At 58.7% G+C, this 16,880-nt stretch carries 16 protein-coding genes and 3 tRNA genes; 5 read left to right on the top strand and 14 right to left on the bottom strand.

What is annotated here, in order from left to right:
• Positions 1-45 precede the first annotated feature (45 nt).
• From rpoB to PG896_RS15525, 11 genes are all read right to left on the bottom strand, one after another.
• Complete coding sequence (rpoB, locus tag PG896_RS15575) at positions 46-4,074, bottom strand: DNA-directed RNA polymerase subunit beta (protein WP_010675956.1); 4,029 nt, start codon at positions 4,072-4,074, stop codon at positions 46-48.
• Positions 4,075-4,297: 223 nt separating this feature from the next.
• The gene (gene rplL / locus PG896_RS15570) at positions 4,298-4,663 is read right to left on the bottom strand and encodes a 50S ribosomal protein L7/L12 (protein ID WP_010675957.1); all 366 of its coding nucleotides are present in this window, start codon (positions 4,661-4,663) and stop codon (positions 4,298-4,300) included.
• A gap of 51 nt (positions 4,664-4,714) precedes the next feature.
• Complete coding sequence (gene rplJ / locus PG896_RS15565; RefSeq protein WP_005339895.1) at positions 4,715-5,215, bottom strand: 50S ribosomal protein L10; 501 nt, start codon at positions 5,213-5,215, stop codon at positions 4,715-4,717.
• A 256-nt stretch (positions 5,216-5,471) separates the two neighbouring features.
• A complete protein-coding gene (gene rplA / locus PG896_RS15560) occupies positions 5,472-6,173 on the bottom strand; it encodes a 50S ribosomal protein L1 (protein WP_010675958.1) in 702 nt (233 codons plus the stop codon).
• Between the two features lie 4 nt (positions 6,174-6,177).
• Positions 6,178-6,606 carry a 50S ribosomal protein L11 gene (gene rplK, locus PG896_RS15555; RefSeq protein ID WP_005306313.1) on the bottom strand — a complete coding sequence of 143 codons (429 nt, stop codon included), beginning with the start codon at positions 6,604-6,606 and terminating at the stop codon, positions 6,178-6,180.
• A gap of 134 nt (positions 6,607-6,740) precedes the next feature.
• Entirely contained in the window at positions 6,741-7,292 is a 552-nt protein-coding gene (gene nusG, locus PG896_RS15550) for a transcription termination/antitermination protein NusG (RefSeq protein WP_010675959.1), read from the bottom strand.
• 9 nt (positions 7,293-7,301) lie between these two features.
• Positions 7,302-7,673, bottom strand: a complete 372-nt coding sequence (secE, locus tag PG896_RS15545) for a preprotein translocase subunit SecE (protein ID WP_010675960.1) — start codon at positions 7,671-7,673, stop codon at positions 7,302-7,304.
• 60 nt (positions 7,674-7,733) lie between these two features.
• Positions 7,734-7,810: transfer RNA gene (locus PG896_RS15540), tRNA-Trp, on the bottom strand.
• Between the two features lie 52 nt (positions 7,811-7,862).
• The gene (gene tuf, locus PG896_RS15535) at positions 7,863-9,047 is read right to left on the bottom strand and encodes an elongation factor Tu (RefSeq protein WP_005306325.1); all 1,185 of its coding nucleotides are present in this window, start codon (positions 9,045-9,047) and stop codon (positions 7,863-7,865) included.
• Positions 9,048-9,219: 172 nt separating this feature from the next.
• A tRNA-Gly gene (locus tag PG896_RS15530) sits at positions 9,220-9,294 on the bottom strand.
• A gap of 38 nt (positions 9,295-9,332) precedes the next feature.
• Positions 9,333-9,417, bottom strand: a tRNA-Tyr gene (locus PG896_RS15525).
• Positions 9,418-9,680: 263 nt separating this feature from the next.
• On the opposite strand from PG896_RS15525, the gene coaA reads away from it, so the two are divergent.
• On the top strand, positions 9,681-10,619 hold the full coding sequence (gene coaA / locus PG896_RS15520; RefSeq protein ID WP_029314861.1) for a type I pantothenate kinase: 939 nt from the start codon (positions 9,681-9,683) through the stop codon (positions 10,617-10,619).
• Positions 10,620-10,695: 76 nt separating this feature from the next.
• Here the strand turns inward: coaA and birA are convergent, their stop codons facing one another.
• On the bottom strand, positions 10,696-11,661 hold the full coding sequence (gene birA / locus PG896_RS15515; RefSeq protein ID WP_042016250.1) for a bifunctional biotin--[acetyl-CoA-carboxylase] ligase/biotin operon repressor BirA: 966 nt from the start codon (positions 11,659-11,661) through the stop codon (positions 10,696-10,698).
• Complete coding sequence (gene murB / locus PG896_RS15510) at positions 11,658-12,695, bottom strand: UDP-N-acetylmuramate dehydrogenase (RefSeq protein WP_103243871.1); 1,038 nt, start codon at positions 12,693-12,695, stop codon at positions 11,658-11,660. Before murB ends, birA begins: the two co-directional genes overlap by 4 nt.
• Positions 12,696-12,820: 125 nt before the next feature.
• Between murB and PG896_RS15505 the strand changes: the two genes are divergently transcribed.
• Both PG896_RS15505 and PG896_RS15500 read left to right on the top strand, forming a co-directional pair.
• Positions 12,821-13,474 carry a potassium channel family protein gene (locus PG896_RS15505; RefSeq protein WP_257710122.1) on the top strand — a complete coding sequence of 218 codons (654 nt, stop codon included), beginning with the start codon at positions 12,821-12,823 and terminating at the stop codon, positions 13,472-13,474.
• Entirely contained in the window at positions 13,471-14,826 is a 1,356-nt protein-coding gene (locus PG896_RS15500) for a TrkH family potassium uptake protein (RefSeq protein ID WP_005306341.1), read from the top strand. Before PG896_RS15505 ends, PG896_RS15500 begins: the two co-directional genes overlap by 4 nt.
• Before the next feature lie 27 nt (positions 14,827-14,853).
• Here the strand turns inward: PG896_RS15500 and PG896_RS15495 are convergent, their stop codons facing one another.
• The gene (locus PG896_RS15495; protein WP_017781181.1) at positions 14,854-15,681 is read right to left on the bottom strand and encodes an AraC family transcriptional regulator; all 828 of its coding nucleotides are present in this window, start codon (positions 15,679-15,681) and stop codon (positions 14,854-14,856) included.
• A gap of 100 nt (positions 15,682-15,781) precedes the next feature.
• Here PG896_RS15495 and PG896_RS15490 point away from each other — a divergent pair, with 100 nt between their 5' ends.
• Together PG896_RS15490 and PG896_RS15485 are read left to right on the top strand one after the other, a co-directional pair.
• Positions 15,782-16,315, top strand: coding sequence for a carboxymuconolactone decarboxylase family protein (locus tag PG896_RS15490; RefSeq protein WP_054543658.1), 534 nt, complete (start codon positions 15,782-15,784; stop codon positions 16,313-16,315).
• A gap of 13 nt (positions 16,316-16,328) precedes the next feature.
• Positions 16,329-16,763, top strand: a complete 435-nt coding sequence (locus tag PG896_RS15485; protein WP_005306350.1) for a DUF417 family protein — start codon at positions 16,329-16,331, stop codon at positions 16,761-16,763.
• Positions 16,764-16,880: the final 117 nt, after the last annotated feature.

Genomic DNA, 16,880 nt, shown 5'->3' with positions numbered 1-16,880 from the left:
ACAGCGGGGCGCCCACGTCAATTCTCGAACAATAAGAGCGAGCTCTTACTCTTCGTCCAGCTCGATGTTGATACCCAGAGAGCGGATTTCCTTCAGCAATACGTTGAAGGATTCGGGCATGCCCGGCTCCATACGGTGGTCGCCATCCACGATGTTCTTGTACATCTTGGTACGGCCGTTCACATCGTCAGACTTGACGGTCAGCATTTCCTGCAGGGTATATGCCGCACCGTAAGCCTCCAGGGCCCACACTTCCATCTCACCGAACCGCTGACCACCGAACTGCGCCTTACCACCCAGCGGCTGCTGGGTAACCAGGCTGTAGGAACCGGTAGAACGCGCGTGCATCTTGTCGTCTACCAGGTGGTTGAGCTTCAGCATGTACATGTAACCCACGGTGACCTTGCGCTCGAAGGCGTTACCGGTACGACCGTCGAACAGGGAGATCTGACCGGATTCCGGCAGATCGGCCAGCTTCAGCAAGGCTTTGATTTCGCGCTCTTTGGCACCATCAAAGACAGGTGTAGCCACCGGCAGACCCTTACGCAGGTTACCCACCAGGGTACGCACGTCGTCGTCAGACAGCTCGGCAATGTTCACTTGCTGGGAGTCCTTCTCGCCCAGGTCATAGACCTGTTGCAGGAACTCGCGCATCTCGTGCAGCTCGCGCTGTTCTTTGATCATGCGGTCGATCTTCTCGCCGATGCCCTTGGCCGCGAGGCCCAGGTGCACTTCGAGGATCTGACCGATGTTCATACGAGACGGTACACCCAGCGGGTTCAGTACGATGTCGACCGGACGGCCGTACTCGTCATGGGGCATATCCTCGACCGGACAGATCTTGGAGATAACACCCTTGTTACCGTGACGGCCCGCCATCTTGTCACCCGGCTGGATGCGACGCTTGACGGCCAGATAGACCTTGACGATCTTCAGTACGCCCGGCGCCAGGTCATCGCCCTGGATGATCTTGCGACGCTTGTTCTCGAATTTCTTGTCGAACTCGGCCTTCAGCTCAACGTGCTGTTCAGCGATCTGCTCCAGCTCGATTTGCTTGGCTTCATCTTCGATGGCCAGCTCAAACCACTTGGAACGATCGAGCTTGTTCAGACGATCTTCGCTGTAACCGGCGGCCAGCAGCAGGTTGCGGGAACGGCCGAAAATGCCGTCTTCCAGGATCTTGAACTCTTCGGTCAAGTCCTTCTTCGCTTCCTTCAGCTGCATCTCTTCGATTTCTTTGGCGCGCTTGTCTTTTTCCACGCCATCGCGGGTAAAGACCTGCACGTCAACCACGGTACCGTACACACCGTTCGGCACTCGCAGGGAAGAGTCCTTCACGTCAGACGCCTTCTCACCGAAGATGGCGCGCAGCAGCTTCTCTTCCGGAGTCAGCTGGGTTTCACCTTTCGGAGTCACCTTGCCGACCAGAATGTCGCCGCCCTTCACTTCGGCACCCACGTAGACGATACCGGACTCGTCCAGCTTGGACAGAGCGGCTTCACCCACGTTCGGGATGTCAGCAGTGATCTCTTCCGGACCCAGCTTGGTGTCACGGGAGATACAGGCCAGTTCCTGGATGTGAATGGTGGTCAGGCGATCTTCCTGAACAACACGCTCGTTCACCAGGATCGAGTCTTCGAAGTTGTAACCGTTCCACGGCATGAACGCGACGCGCAGGTTCTGACCCAGCGCCAGTTCACCGAGATCGGTGGACGGGCCGTCAGCCAGCACGTCGCCAGCCATCACCGGCTCACCCAACATCACGCACGGACGCTGGTTGATACAGGTGTTCTGGTTGGAACGGGTGTATTTGGTCAGGCTGTAGATGTCGATGCCGGCTTCGCCAGGCAGCAGCTCATCTTCGTTGACCTTGATAACGATACGGGAGGCATCGACATAGTCGATCATGCCGCCACGCTTGGCCACTACGGTCACACCGGAGTCAACGGCCACTGCGCGTTCCATACCGGTACCAACCAGCGGCTTGTCGGCGCGCAGGGTCGGTACAGCCTGACGTTGCATGTTTGAACCCATCAATGCGCGGTTCGCGTCATCGTGTTCCAGGAACGGGATCAGGGCCGCTGCCACAGAGACGATCTGTTGCGGGCTCACGTCCATGTACTGGATCTGGTCGGCGTTCATAAAGGTGGATTCACCTTTGTGACGGCACGGGATCAATTCATCTTTCAGACGGCCATCTTCGGTGGTCGCGGCGTTGGCCTGTGCGATCACGTACTTGCCTTCTTCAATCGCAGACAGGTAATCCACTTCGTCGGTGATCACACCGTCGATCACCTTGCGGTACGGGGTCTCGAGGAAACCGTACTCATTGGTGCGGGAATACACGGACAGCGAGTTGATCAGACCGATGTTCGGACCTTCCGGCGTTTCGATGGGGCACAGACGACCGTAGTGGGTCGGGTGTACGTCTCGAACTTCGAAACCGGCACGCTCACGGGTCAGACCGCCCGGGCCCAGCGCGGAGATACGGCGCTTGTGGGTCACTTCGGACAGCGGGTTGTTCTGGTCCATGAACTGGGACAGCTGGCTGGAACCGAAGAACTCTTTGACCGCGGCGGAGATCGGCTTGGCGTTGATCAGATCCTGCGGCATCAGGGTGTCCAGATCGCCCAGAGACAGGCGCTCCTTCACCGCACGCTCGACACGGACCAGACCGACACGGAACTGGTTCTCGGCCATTTCACCGACGGAACGAATACGACGGTTACCAAGGTGGTCGATATCGTCCACTTCGTCGTTACCGTTACGGATGTCGATCAGGCGCTTCATGACCTCGACGATATCGTCCTTGGTCAGCACGCCAACGCCAGTCTCGTCTTCACGACCCAAACGGCGGTTGAACTTCATCCGACCTACGGTAGAAAGGTCGTAACGCTCGGAAGAGAAGAACAGGTTCTCGAACAGCTGCTCGGCCGCTTCGCGAGTGGGCGGCTCGCCCGGACGCATCATGCGATAGATCTCGACCAGGGCTTCCAGGCGGCTGGAGCTGGAGTCGATACGCAGGGTCTCGGACATGTAGGCACCGTGATCCAGTTCGTTGGTGAACAGAACCTCGAAGTGCTTGAAGCCGGCTTGAGACAGGTTGGCAACCGCTTCCAGGCTCAGCGCCTGGTTGGCAGTGACAACCATCTCACCAGTCTGCGGGTGCGCGTAGTTCTTGGCTGCAACTTTGCCAACAACATACTCTACCGGCACCTCGATCTGGGTGATGCCGTCTTTTTCCAGCTGACGGATGTGACGGGCAGTGACACGACGACCGGTTTCAACCACCACGGCGCCATTGGCAATGATGTCGAAGGTCGCGGTCTCGCCACGCAGGCGCTCGGGCACCAGATCCATCATCAACTTGCCATCCTTGACTTCGAAACCGATGGTCTCGAAGAAGGTGGCCAGGATTTCTTCGGAACTGAAGTCCAGGGCGCGCAGAATAATGGAGGCTGGCAGTTTACGACGACGGTCGATACGGACAAACAGGTTGTCTTTCGCATCGAACTCAAAGTCCAGCCAGGAGCCACGGTAGGGGATAACGCGAGCGTTATAAAGCACCTTACCGGATGAATGTGTTTTGCCTTTATCGTGGTCGAAGAAGACGCCCGGGCTGCGGTGCAGCTGGGAGACGATGACCCGCTCGGTACCATTGATGACAAAGGTGCCGTTTTCGGTCATGAGCGGAATTTCGCCCATGTAAACTTCTTGTTCCTTGATGTCTTTGACGGTGCCGGCAGCTGCTTCACGGTCGTACAGAACCATACGAAGCTTGACACGCAGCGGCGCGGAGTAGGTCACTCCACGGATCTGGCATTCTTTTACGTCAAATACCGGCTCACCCAGGCGATAGCTGACATACTGAAGCTCAGCACTACCGGAGTAACTGGTGATCGGGAAAACGCTACGGAAGGCGGCTTCTAGGCCGTACTCACCTTCCGGGTCAGCCTCGATGAACTGCTTGAAGGAGTCCAGCTGAATGGACAACAGATAAGGCGTGTCCAGTACCTGGTCTCGCTTACCGAAGTCCTTACGTATGCGTTTTTTTTCGGTATAAGAGTAAACCATAGGGTTCCTCAGCTCGCTGATAAGTGACCCACTCTGTCCCCACGGGACAGCTCTGTCTCAACACCGTTTTGTGTTGGCCCGGACGATGAGGCGGTCCGGATTGCTGGTGCACCGAGAGTCGTGAACGGTGTGAAATACTCTCAGTCTACAGCGCAAAAAGGCTGGTGAATAAAGATTCACCAGCCTTAGCCTGTTTTATCAGGCTAATCTACATAAATGCAGATTATTTGATCTCAACAGAAGCACCGGCAGCTTCCAGCTCTTTCTTCAGAGCTTCAGCTTCGTCCTTGGACACGGCTTCTTTCAGATTGGTCGGAGCAGCTTCTACCAGGTCCTTGGCTTCTTTCAGGCCCAGACCGGTAGCGCCACGAACGGCCTTGATGACGGCAACTTTGTTGGCGCCAGCAGCAGTCAGAACTACGTCGAACTCGGTCTTCTCTTCTACTGCTTCAGCAGCAGCCGGGCCAGCCATGACGGCAGCAGCGGCAGAAACACCGAACTTCTCTTCCATAGCTTCGATCAGCTCAACAACTTCCATTACGGACATGGAAGCAACGGCTTCGATGATTTGGTCTTTAGTGATAGACATGACAAAAATTCCTGATGTTGAATAAACTCAAACAGCCTAGATAGGCGAGAATCAAGCAGCAGCTTGTTTCTGGTCGCGAACAGCAGCGATAGTACGAACCAGCTTGCCAGCAGAGGCTTCCTTCATGGTAGCCATCAACTTCGCAATTGCTTCTTCGTAAGTCGGCAGCGTGGCCAGACGATCAATTTGTGCTGCGGCGATAAACTCACCGTTAAAAGCGCCAGCCTTGATTTCGAACTTTTGGTTCGCTTTGGCAAACTCTTTGAACAGACGAGCGGCAGCGCCCGGGTGTTCGTTGGAGAAAGCAATCAAGGTCGGACCGGTAAATGCGTCGTTCAGGCACTCGTATTCGGTACCTTCTACCGCGCGACGCAGCAGGGTGTTACGCACAACGCGCATATACACACCAGCTTCACGAGCGGTCTTACGCAGGACGGTCATCTTGTCTACAGTGACGCCGCGAGAATCGGCTACAACTGCAGAAAGAGCGCCTTTGGCAGCTTCGTTGACTTCAGCAACAATTGCCTTTTTGTCTTCGAGTCCCAATGCCATTGGCTTAACTCCTGGATTGAATCCGGGTCTGTTGACCCAGTACTGACACATCCCCCCTACCTTTACAACAGAGGGGAACGATGCGGTAGCAGGATTCCAGAAGAGAAAGAATCTTTCTCGCTGGGTTTCCGGCACCGTCTACGCAGGAAGAATTAAGGCTTTGCGGCCTCCTGCGGTCTTGGACGGAGGTCGAAACCCCCAACCAATCAAGGCGCAAAATTATAGATTAAATTTTGCGCCTTGTAAAACCCATCAATTAGGCCTGAGCTTCCAGGGAAGCTTGGTCTACGGCAACACCGGCACCCATGGTGGTGGAGATGCTGACTTTCTTGATGAATACACCCTTGGCGGAGGACGGCTTGGCCTTCTTCAAGGCAACCAGCAGCGCTTCCAGGTTCTCTTTCAACTGAACTTCGTTGAAAGAGACCTTGCCCAGAGTGGTATGAATGATACCGTTCTTGTCGTTACGGTAACGAACCTGACCAGCCTTGGCGTTCTTGACGGCTTCGGCTACGTTCGGAGTGACGGTACCAACCTTCGGGTTCGGCATCAGACCGCGCGGGCCCAGGATCTGGCCCAGTTGACCAACAACGCGCATGGCATCCGGGGATGCGATCACGACGTCGAAGTTCATCTCGCCTTTCTTGACCAGCTCAGCCAGGTCATCCATACCAACCAGTTCAGCACCGGCAGCCTTGGCGGCTTCGGCGTTGGCACCCTGGGTGAATACAGCGACACGGATGTCACGGCCAGTACCGTGCGGCAGTACAGTTGCACCACGTACGTTCTGGTCGGATTTACGAGCATCGATACCCAGGTTAACGGCAACGTCAACACTCTCAACGAACTTGGCAGTAGCCAGTTCTTTCAGCAGGGCAATGGCTTCGTTGATGGAGTACTCTTTGGTACCGTCAACTTTTTCGCGAATAACGCGCATACGCTTGGACAGTTTAGCCATTGTCTTACTCCTCCACTACCAGGCCCATGGAACGAGCGGAACCGGCGATGCAACGTACTTTTGCATCCAGATCGGCACCAGTCATATCCGGCTCTTTGGTCTTGGCGATTTCTTGCAGCTGAGCCACAGTCACCTTACCAACCTTGTCTTTGTTCGGCTTGGCGGAACCAGACTGGATACCAGCGGCTTTCTTCAGCAGGAAGGAAGCGGGCGGAGTCTTGGTTTCGAAGGTGAAGGAACGGTCGCTGTAAACGGTGATCACGACCGGAGTCGGAGAACCTTTTTCCAGCTTTTCTGTACGGGCGTTGAATGCCTTACAGAATTCCATGATGTTCACACCGTGCTGACCCAGAGCAGGACCAACGGGAGGGCTGGGGTTAGCACTGCCAGCCTTAACTTGCAGCTTGATATAAGCTGTGACTTTCTTAGCCATTACAAAAATACCTCAAAAATGGGTTCTAACGCCTCGGAGACATGCTCCTGCAAACGGCTCCCCAACAAATAAAGGGGCAGCGAATTATAGAGATAATCGCTGCCCCTGACAACCGTTAAACGTACAGAGATTAATCAGCCTTTTTCGACCTGACCAAAATCCAGTTCTACCGGCGTTGAGCGGCCGAAGATCAGTACGGAGACCTTCACGCGGCTCTTTTCGTAGTCCACCTCTTCAACGGTACCGTTGAAGTCGGCGAACGGACCATCGGCAACCCGGACCATCTCACCCGGTTCAAACAGGGTTTTCGGACGCGGCTTGTCGTGGGCATCTTGCAGACGATTGAGGATGGCATCCGCTTCCTTATCGGAGATAGGAGCAGGGCGATCGGAGGTACCACCGATGAAACCCATTACACGTGGTACATTGCGTACCAGGTGCCATGTGGTTTCATCCATCACCATCTGGACCAGGACGTATCCTGGGAAAAATTTGCGCTCACTCTTGCGCTTCTGGCCAGCACGCATCTCGACCACTTCTTCGGTCGGGACCAGCACTTCACCAAACAGCTCTTCCATGCCATGCATCTTGATATGTTCACGCAGGGATTTGGCAACACGGCCTTCGTAGCCGGAAAATGCCTGCACAACATACCATCTCATACGCTGTTCACGTTGTTCAGTCATGGCTTATCCTTACACACCGGTAATCAGGTTGACCAACCAGACCAAGGCGCCGTCCAACACGAACAGCAGCAGCCCCATCACGGCAGTCACCGCCAGCACAATCAGGGTTGTCTGAATGGCTTCCTGACGGGTCGGCCATACGACCTTGCGGACTTCCAGGCGAGACTCACGGGCAAACGCCAGTGTTGCCTTGCCCTTGGTGGTTTGCAGGGCCACTGCACCGGCAGCGGCGATGACAACGACCACACCCAGGGCGCGGACAGCAGCAATAACGTCGCTCAGCAGGTAATTGCCCACTACAGCGGCCGCCAGGATGATGAAAACCAGGCCCCAAAGCAGGGTATCCTTGCTTCCGCCCTGACCCTCAGAACTAACACTCATACAACCCACCTGTATCTGACGTAACCAAAGACACAAAAGCCCCGTACGAGACGAGGTATATGGCAGGGGCGGCAGGACTCGAACCCGCAACCATCGGTTTTGGAGACCGCTGTTCTACCAATTCGAACTACGCCCCTGCATAAGAAAGCCCCTATTATAGGGGCTTTGCTTTATTTATGTAAGCCAAGATTAAGCGATAACTTTGGCTACAACACCAGCACCTACGGTACGGCCACCTTCACGGATGGCGAAACGCAGGCCGTCGTCCATCGCGATCGGGGCAATCAGGGTAACAACCATCTTGATGTTGTCGCCCGGCATTACCATCTCTACGCCTTCCGGCAGTTCGATGGTACCGGTCACGTCGGTAGTACGGAAGTAGAACTGCGGACGGTAGCCCTTGAAGAACGGAGTGTGACGACCACCTTCTTCTTTGGACAGCACGTACACTTCGGATTCGAACTTGGTGTGCGGCTTGATGGTGCCCGGCTTGGCCAGTACCTGACCACGCTCTACGTCTTCACGCTTCACGCCACGCAGCAGTGCGCCAACGTTCTCACCTGCACGACCTTCGTCCAGCAGTTTGCGGAACATTTCAACGCCGGTACAGGTGGTCTTGGTGGTATCTTTGATACCAACGATTTCCACTTCTTCACCAACCTTGACGATACCGCGCTCTACACGACCGGTAACTACGGTACCACGGCCTGCGATGGAGAATACGTCTTCGATAGGCATCAGGAACGGCTGGTCAATGGCACGCTCCGGCTCCGGAATGTAGGTGTCCAGGTGGCCAGCCAGTTCCAGGATCTTCTCTTCCCACTGAGCTTCGCCTTCCAGCGCTTTCAGTGCGGAACCACGGACTACCGGCAGGTCATCACCCGGGAAGTCGTACTCGGACAGCAGTTCGCGAACTTCCATCTCGACCAGTTCCAGCAGCTCTTCGTCATCTACCATGTCGCACTTGTTCATGAACACGATGATGTACGGAACGCCTACCTGACGACCCAGCAGGATGTGCTCACGAGTCTGCGGCATCGGGCCGTCAGTCGCTGCTACTACCAGGATTGCGCCGTCCATCTGGGCAGCACCGGTGATCATGTTTTTAACGTAGTCGGCGTGACCCGGGCAATCTACGTGGGCGTAGTGGCGGGTTGCAGTGTCGTATTCTACGTGGGAGGTGTTGATGGTGATACCACGCTCACGCTCTTCCGGTGCCTTGTCGATCTGGTCGAAGGCGAAAGCTTTACCACCGAAGTGCTTGGCCAGCACGTTGGTGATGGCGGCGGTCAGGGTGGTTTTACCGTGGTCAACGTGGCCGATGGTACCCACGTTAACGTGCGGTTTATTACGCTCAAATTTTTCTTTAGACATGATCGTCCCTCTAAACTAACGCTGAGTACGCGGTGGCAAGCTAACCACAGAACAGTTTATATGATGGATTTGAATCAAGGGGAGTAGAGAGGTTGGTGCTGACAGGCTGGTTCGATTGCCGAACTCACCCTAAGGTGTGGCTCTCAGAATTACCTGAGCCATATCAGCATCTTGGAGCGGGCAGCGGGAATCGAACCCGCATCATCAGCTTGGAAGGCTGAGGTAATAGCCATTATACGATGCCCGCATTTCTCTAACCCAAAGAACTCAAACCGCAGAGAAATATGGTGGAGGGAGAAGGATTCGAACCTTCGAAGGCAGAGCCGTCAGATTTACAGTCTGATCCCTTTGGCCGCTCGGGAACCCCTCCAGTTGCATAAATGCCACAACGGTAATTCTGCTTGCACCCGTTGTTTTTGTCGCTTTTGCTGGGCAAATAGACGACAGACATCCAAGCGTCGCGCATTTTATGGTAAGGATTTTGGGGATGCAACCATTGCACCTTGCAAAATGTGCATTTATGCCGGGATCCAGGCAAAAAAACGCTCCTTCTCCGTCCCGACCGGACGCGTCCCTTGTCGCTCCCGATCCCTTGGTGTATGGTCGCCCTGCCCAAGAAACAGTGATGACACCATGACGACAGAGCATAACCCCTATTTGCAATTCACCCGCGAACAATGGGCGTTATTGCGCGATGCGGTCCCCCTGACCCTGACCGAGCACGATCTGCAGACCCTGCGCGGGATCAACGAGAAGGTGTCATTGCGGGAAGTGGAAGAGATCTATCTGCCCCTCTCTCGTCTCCTCAATCTCTACGTCAAGGCCAAGCAGCGCCGCAGCCGGGTGCTGGAGCAGTTTCTCGGTCAGTCCCGCGGCAAGGGCACCTATATCATCAGCATCGCCGGCAGCGTGGCGGGGGGCAAGAGCACCACGGCCCGTATCCTTCAGGCACTGCTGGAGCGCTGGCCGGAGCACCCCAGGGTGGAGCTGGTCACCACCGACGGCTTCCTGTTTCCCAACAAGGAGCTGGAAGCCCGTGGCCTGATGCGTCGCAAGGGGTTCCCCGAGTCTTATGACATCCGCCATCTGGTGGAGTTTGTCGCCAATATCCGCGCCGGCCACGAGAAGGTCGAGGCCCCCGTGTACTCCCACCTGATCTATGACATCCTGCCCGACGAGAAGAAGGTGGTGGAGCAGCCGGACATCCTGATCCTGGAGGGGCTCAATGTGCTGCAAAGCGGCATGGACTATCCCCAGGACCCCCATCGTGTGTTCGTGTCGGACTTCGTCGACTTCTCCATCTATGTGGATGCTGACGCCGAGCTGCTGCGCACCTGGTACATCGATCGTTTTCTCAAATTCCGCAGCGGCGCCTTCTCGGATCCCGACTCCTATTTCCACCACTACGCCAAGCTGGCCGAGAGCGAGGCGACCGAGATCGCCAACAACATCTGGCAGGATATCAACTACCTGAATCTGCAAGAGAACATCTTGCCGACCCGGGAGCGGGCCAACCTCATCCTCACCAAGGGCAACGAGCACGCCATCGAGCAGATCAAGCTGCGCAAGTGATCACTGTCGCAGTGCATACATGAAAGAGGGGGCCCGCAGGCCCCCTCTTTCATTCAGTCGTCATGAGCGTATGGGTTCAGTCCCCCCGCCGCAAGGAGAGTTCCCCTCCCAGATAAAGCTTGAGCCCTTCTTCCGTCTCCAGACGCAGGGCTCCGCGTTCGTCGATCCCCCGGGCAATCCCGCGGATCACCTGCTCTCCCATCAGCAGCTTCACCGGCTGGCCGGCGAAGTGGTCAAGCCGATTCCAGCTCTCGACGAAACTCGCCAGTCCCGTCTGTTCGAAGGTCTGCATGGCCTGCTGCAGGTGCAGCAGCACGCAGGCGGCCAGCTCGTTGCGATCCACCAGCTCGGGCTGGATATGGCGCAGCTCGGACCAGGCCTGATCGATCTTCTCCCCCTCCCGACTCGGCATCGCCAGATTGAGGCCGACCCCGATCACCAGATGGCAGCTGGCACCCGCACTGCCGCTCATCTCCACCAGGATGCCCGCCAGCTTGCGGCCCTGGTAATAGAGGTCGTTCGGCCACTTGAGCGCCACCCCGGGATAACCGAGGGACTCCAGCGCCTCGACCACCGCCACGCCGACCGCGAGACTCAGTCCCATGGCGGCCGCCATGCCTTGCTCAAGCCGCCAGTACATGCTCAGGATCAGCTGGCAACCGAAGGGGGAAACCCAGGGTTTGCCACGACGTCCCCGCCCGGCGGTCTGGCACTCGGCCAGACAGCTTTCCCCGGAGCTCAGGGTATTGACCCGCTCCAGCAGGTACTGGTTGGTGGAGTCGATGACAGGGAAGCAGTGCACCGGCGCCATCGGTGCCTCTGCCTGCAGCCGCCCCTCGTCATAGAGGGCCATGGGCACCGCCAGCCGATAGCCCTTGCCGGTCAGGCTGAAGAGATCCAGCCCCAGATCCTTGAGCGCGGCCATGTGCTTGCTCACCGCAGCCCGGCTGATGCCAAGGCGCTCGCCCAGCTGCTCGCCGGAATGAAACTGACCATCGCTCAGCAGGGTGATCAGGGTCTGTCTGACGGGGGTCAGGGTCATGCCAGTACCTCATCGAGCCAGGTTTCACCGCTGCGCCCCATGAAGCGCACCTCGTGTTCCAGCACCACACCGAACTGGTGCTCCACGCTGTCGCGGACATGGGCCGCCAGCGCGATGAGCTCCATGGCGCTGGCGCCCCCCAGATTGACCAGCACCAGCGCCTGCTCCTGATGCACGGCGGCACGACCGATGGCAAACCCCTTGAGACCGCACTGATCGATGAGCCAGCCAGCCGCCAGCTTGGCCTGCCCTTCTGCCGCAGGGTAGCAGGGCATCTGCGGGTATTGCTGTTTCAGGGTCTCGGCCAGGGCGGCGGGCACCACAGGGTTTTTGAAGAAACTGCCCGCGTTGCCCAGCACCGCCGGATCCGGCAGCTTGGCCATGCGGGTGGCACAGACGGTGTCGAAAATGGCCTGTGGCGAAGGGGCATCCCCCAGCGCCGCCAGCGGGCCATAGCCGGCGACCGGGCGCCATGCCTTGGGCAGGCGCAGACCGACGGCGATGATGAAGTGGGAGTCCTGATAGTCGTGCTTGAAGATGCTGTCACGGTAACCGAACCGGCAGTCGGCCGCCGCGATGCGCTCAACCTCGCCACTCTGCCAGTTGAACGCCTCCACGTAGGCACAGACGCTGGCCAGCTCGACCCCGTAGGCACCGATGTTCTGTACCGGGGCCGCCCCGACCGTCCCGGGAATGAGTGCCAGGTTCTCCAGCCCGTGCCAGCCCTGTTGCAGGGCGTGGCATACCAGCTCGTGCCAGTTTTCACCTGCCGCCACGTGCAGCAGCCAGTGCTCGGACTCCTCGTGCAGCGTGATCCCTTTCAGGCCGTTGTGGATCACCAGACCGGCAAAGTCATCGCAGAACAGGATGTTGCTTCCTCCTCCCAGCACCAGGCGCGGCAAGGTGGCCAACTCCGGGTTGGTCCGCAGTTGCGCGAGATCATCCGGCCGGGTCACATCGGCCAGCCAGAGGCAGTGTGCATCCAGGCCCAGAGTATTGAGGGTCGACAGGGAGGCGTGGGGGGTGAGTTTCATCTGTGTGTTCCGACAAGGACAAGGGCGCAGTTTACCCCAGATCCCCCGGGACAAAAAACCCGGACACTTTTCGGACTCAGGGCTCTGGAGTAGAGTAACCCCTTCATCCCGCTGAGGAAGCATGTATGAACAATCAATTCGCCGTCATCGGCCTGGGCCTGTTTGGCAGCGCCTTGTGCGAAGAGTTGCAGCGCCAGAATGCCGAGGTACTGGCCATCGACATCGACGAGAGCAAGACCCGCCAGATAGCCACCCTCTGCAACCACGTCATCGTGGCCGATGCCACCGACGAGGCCACCGTCGCCGAACTGGGCCTGGCCGACTTCGACATCGTCTTCGTCGCCATCGGTGACAACCTCGAGACCAGCATACTCACCACCCTTGTCCTCAAGGAGGCAGGGGTGAAGAAGGTCTGGGTCAAGGCGCGCGACAAGTTCCACGCCAAGATCCTGCAGAAGGTGGGTGCCGACAAGGTGATCAACCCGGAGTGGGACATGGGTCGTCGGGTCGCCCAGAGCATGCTGGATAACCGGCTGTTCGACTATCTGGAGCTGGGTCACGACATGGTGCTGACCGAGTTTGTCATCGGCCTGCAGTTGAACGGTCGGGCCCTCAGCGACTTCCATCTGCTGCAGCAGAGCGAATTCCAATTGCTCGCCATCAAGCGTGGCGAAACCCTGCACAACGTGCTGACCGGCAAGATGGAGCTGCAACTGGGTGACATCCTGATCCTGGCCGGCAACAAGCACGCCATCGACCACTGGCTGGAAACCCTATGACCCGCTGGCGCAGCAGCTACGCCTTTGCCCTGCAGCGGGAAGACGAGTCGCGCTGGAGTGAAGCCAAGCTGATCCTCGGCAGTTTTCTGGTCATCCTGCTGATCGGCACCCTGTTTCTGGTGCAGCCTTCCAGCCACAACGGCCAGGTGAGCTTCATCAATGCCCTGTTCACCGCCACCTCGGCCATCAGCGTGACCGGGCTCGGGGTGGTGGACACCGGCACTGCCTTCACCCTGCAGGGGCAGATCTTCCTGCTGATGCTGATGGAGATTGGCGGCCTGGGCCAGATGACCATGACCCTGCTGCTCATCGCCATGTTCAGCAAACGGGTCGGCCTGCGCCAGCAGGTGCTGGCCAAGGAGGCGCTGGGCCAGGAGGGCTCGGTCAACATCATCCAGCTGGTGAAGCGCATCGTGCTGTTCGCCTTCATCGCCCAGCTCATCGGCACCGCTCTGATGGCCATTCGCTGGGTACCCGAGATGGGGTGGGAACGCGGCCTCTACGTCAGCTTCTTCCACGCGGTATCGGCCTTCAACAACGCCGGCTTCTCGCTGTTTGCCAACAATCTCATGGACTACCGGGACGACCCCGTCATCAGCCTGACCATCGCCGGTCTGCTGATCCTCGGCGGGATCGGCTTTACCGTCATCGTCGATCTGGTGCGCAACCGCCGCTGGCGCAAGCTCAAGCTGCACAGCAAGCTGATGCTGATCATGACCCCGGGTCTGCTGCTGCTGGGAACCCTGATGTTCTGGCTGCTGGAGCACAACAACCCGGGCACCCTCGGCAAGGTCTCCTTCGGCGGCCAGTGGCTGGCGGCCTTCTTCCAGTCTGCCAGCGCCCGTACCGCAGGTTTCAACACCATCGACATCGGCCTGATGACCCCGGCAGCCCTGCTGTTTCTGATGATGCTGATGTTCATCGGGGCGGGTGCCACCTCCACCGGTGGCGGTATCAAGGTGACCACCTTCGCGGTGGTGCTGCTGGCGACCAAGGCGTTTCTGACCAAACGCCCCCACGTCACCGCCTTTGGCCGCACCCTCTCGTCCCAGATAGTGACCCGATCGCTGGCCATCATCATGGTCAGCACCATGGTGCTGATGCTGGCCATGTTCCTGCTGATGCTCACCGAGCAGTTGCCCTTCGACAAGATCATGTTCGAGACCATCTCGGCGTTTGCCACCGTGGGGCTCTCCACCGGCATCACCGCCACCCTGAGCGAGCCTGGCAAGCTCATCCTGGTGCTGGTGATGATCTGCGGCCGTCTCGGCCCGCTCACCCTGGCCTTCATGCTGGCTCGCCCGGTCGAAACCCGCATCAAGTACCCGGAAGAGACCGTCTACACCGGCTGATGACACCGGAGCCCGTCGCGGCCCCGGTCACTCGCGCTGCCGCGCCTTGAGCCAGCGCCCCGGGCTCATGCCAAACTCCCGCTCGAACGCCCGCCCGAAGGCGGTGCCCCCGCTGTAACCCGCCCCCAACGCCACCTGGGTAATGGACTCCCCCGCCAGCAGCTGCTGACTGGCCAACACCATCCGCCAGCGCGTCAGATAGTCCAGCGGCGTCTGCCCGGTCAGCGCCTGAAAATGAGCGGCGAAGCGGGCGCGCGACATGCCCGCCTCCCGCGCCAGGGTCGCCACCGTCCAGGGCTCGTCCCCGCGCTGATGCATGACCGCGATGGCCCGAGCCAGCCGCGGGTCGGAGAGGCCGGCCAACATCCCCTGCCGGCAGAGCCCCTGTTCCACCAGATGACGCAGCAAGAGGATCAGCAGCACTTCCAGCAGACGGGAGAGGATCGGCGGCTGACCGTAACGCTCGACGAATGCCTCCTCGAACAGCAGGGTCAGTACCGGCGCAATGGCCGGGATCGTCTGCAGCGGCAACACCAAGGTATCCGGTAACGCCAGCTGCAGTGGTGAGTCTCCTGCCGGCCCGAACGACACGCTGGCACACACCAGGTCACAGCCCGCCAACTGGCGGGGTTCGAGCCTGTGAGCCTGCCCCCTGGCGTAGAGGATCAGGGTCGGCTCGGTCAGCAACAGGGGTTCACCCCCCTCTTCGCGCAGCAGCAGTTCGCCACGGCGCAACAGATGCAGATGGCCGCCGGCGGGATAGTCGCTGCTGTGAGAGTGCTGACACAGGTTGCCGGCGAAAAAGAGACTGGCCTGGGGAGCGGCATGGGCCAGCAATATCGAGAGTGGATCCATATTTGAGACGCCTGGTAGTCAATGATGGACTCTGGGTGATAAACCGTACCATTAAAACCGGCATAGTGTCTCCCGTACCCAACCCAAACAGGAGCACATCATGAGTCGCATTCACGCCGTCGTGCAGCCCAAACCGGCAGCCGCCCCCACCTTCGCCGCCCTTAAAAGCAGTCTGGGCATGGTCCCCAACCTCTACGCAACCCTGGCCCACTCACCGGCCCTGCTCAACGGTCTGCTCGGCTTTGCCGACGCGCTGGGCAAGGGGCGGCTCAGCGCCCGCCAGCGGGAGCTGCTGGCACTGGCCATCGGTCAGGCCAACGCCTGCCAGTACTGCCTGTCGGCCCACACCCTGCTGGCTGGCCGGGCCGGTTTCGATGACGGCGCCATCCGGGCTGCCCGTCTCGCTCAGGCGACGGATCCGCTCGATCACGCCCTGTTGCAGCTGGCGGTCGCCCTGGTCACCCAGCGCGGCGTCATCAGCGATGCGCAACTGGCCGCCGCCCGGGCGGCGGGCGTGGATGATGAGCTGATGATGGAGGTGCTGGGGCAAGTGGTCATCAATACCCTGACCAACTACGGCAATCATCTGGCGGAAACCGACATCGACTTTCCGCCCGTCACGCTCACCCCATGACAGAGGAGCCGAAATGGAACGTCATGACCGAGGTTTTCTGATCGCCCTCGCGGGGGTGGTACTGACCCTGCTCTGGATCGGCGTGTTCAAGTTCACGCCGACCGAGGCGGCGGCCATCCGGCCGCTGGTGGCAAGCCACCCGCTGATGAGCTGGCTCTATGCCGTGCTCTCGGAGCAGGCGGTCTCCAATCTGATCGGGCTGGTCGAGATCCTGATCGCCTGCGGCCTGATTGCCGGCCTGTGGCGGCCACGTCTGGGCTACTGGAGCAGCCTGGGGGCCATCCTGACCTTCCTCGTGACCCTCAGCTTTCTGCTGACCCTGCCGGGCGTCTGGAAGCTGGTCGACGGAGTGCCGGTCACCGAGTTTTTCATTTTCAAGGATCTGGTGCTGCTCGGCGTTGCCTGGCACTACCTGAATTTGAGTCGCGCCAGACTGGCCGACGCCTGACGACAATGCCTTTTTGCGCCCCGACAGGGGCGTTTTTTTTGGTTCATCGCGGCTTTCCGGGGAAGGCCGCCTTGATTTTCAGAAAAAAGTATTCTGAGTCCCTAAATCCATATGCCA

Origin of the sequence: Aeromonas sp. QDB30 (genome assembly GCF_027707645.1) — a bacterium.
GTDB classification, from domain to species: Bacteria; Pseudomonadota; Gammaproteobacteria; order Enterobacterales; family Aeromonadaceae; genus Aeromonas; species Aeromonas caviae.
The sequence above is the reverse complement of the archived record's forward strand: the minus strand, read 5'-3'. Positions and strand labels throughout refer to the sequence as shown.

Excerpts from the sequence above, each read along its gene's own strand:
- rpoB (WP_010675956.1), bottom strand. The coding sequence starts at position 4,074 with ATGGTTTACTCTTATACCGAAAAAAAACGCATACGTAAGGACTTCGGT.
- rplL (WP_010675957.1), bottom strand. The coding sequence starts at position 4,663 with ATGTCTATCACTAAAGACCAAATCATCGAAGCCGTTGCTTCCATGTCC.
- rplJ (WP_005339895.1), bottom strand. The coding sequence starts at position 5,215 with ATGGCATTGGGACTCGAAGACAAAAAGGCAATTGTTGCTGAAGTCAAC.
- rplA (WP_010675958.1), bottom strand. The coding sequence starts at position 6,173 with ATGGCTAAACTGTCCAAGCGTATGCGCGTTATTCGCGAAAAAGTTGAC.
- rplK (WP_005306313.1), bottom strand. The coding sequence starts at position 6,606 with ATGGCTAAGAAAGTCACAGCTTATATCAAGCTGCAAGTTAAGGCTGGC.
- nusG (WP_010675959.1), bottom strand. The coding sequence starts at position 7,292 with ATGACTGAACAACGTGAACAGCGTATGAGATGGTATGTTGTGCAGGCA.
- secE (WP_010675960.1), bottom strand. The coding sequence starts at position 7,673 with ATGAGTGTTAGTTCTGAGGGTCAGGGCGGAAGCAAGGATACCCTGCTT.
- tuf (WP_005306325.1), bottom strand. The coding sequence starts at position 9,047 with ATGTCTAAAGAAAAATTTGAGCGTAATAAACCGCACGTTAACGTGGGT.
- coaA (WP_029314861.1), top strand. The coding sequence starts at position 9,681 with ATGACGACAGAGCATAACCCCTATTTGCAATTCACCCGCGAACAATGG.
- birA (WP_042016250.1), bottom strand. The coding sequence starts at position 11,661 with ATGACCCTGACCCCCGTCAGACAGACCCTGATCACCCTGCTGAGCGAT.
- murB (WP_103243871.1), bottom strand. The coding sequence starts at position 12,695 with ATGAAACTCACCCCCCACGCCTCCCTGTCGACCCTCAATACTCTGGGC.
- PG896_RS15505 (WP_257710122.1), top strand. The coding sequence starts at position 12,821 with ATGAACAATCAATTCGCCGTCATCGGCCTGGGCCTGTTTGGCAGCGCC.
- PG896_RS15500 (WP_005306341.1), top strand. The coding sequence starts at position 13,471 with ATGACCCGCTGGCGCAGCAGCTACGCCTTTGCCCTGCAGCGGGAAGAC.
- PG896_RS15495 (WP_017781181.1), bottom strand. The coding sequence starts at position 15,681 with ATGGATCCACTCTCGATATTGCTGGCCCATGCCGCTCCCCAGGCCAGT.
- PG896_RS15490 (WP_054543658.1), top strand. The coding sequence starts at position 15,782 with ATGAGTCGCATTCACGCCGTCGTGCAGCCCAAACCGGCAGCCGCCCCC.
- PG896_RS15485 (WP_005306350.1), top strand. The coding sequence starts at position 16,329 with ATGGAACGTCATGACCGAGGTTTTCTGATCGCCCTCGCGGGGGTGGTA.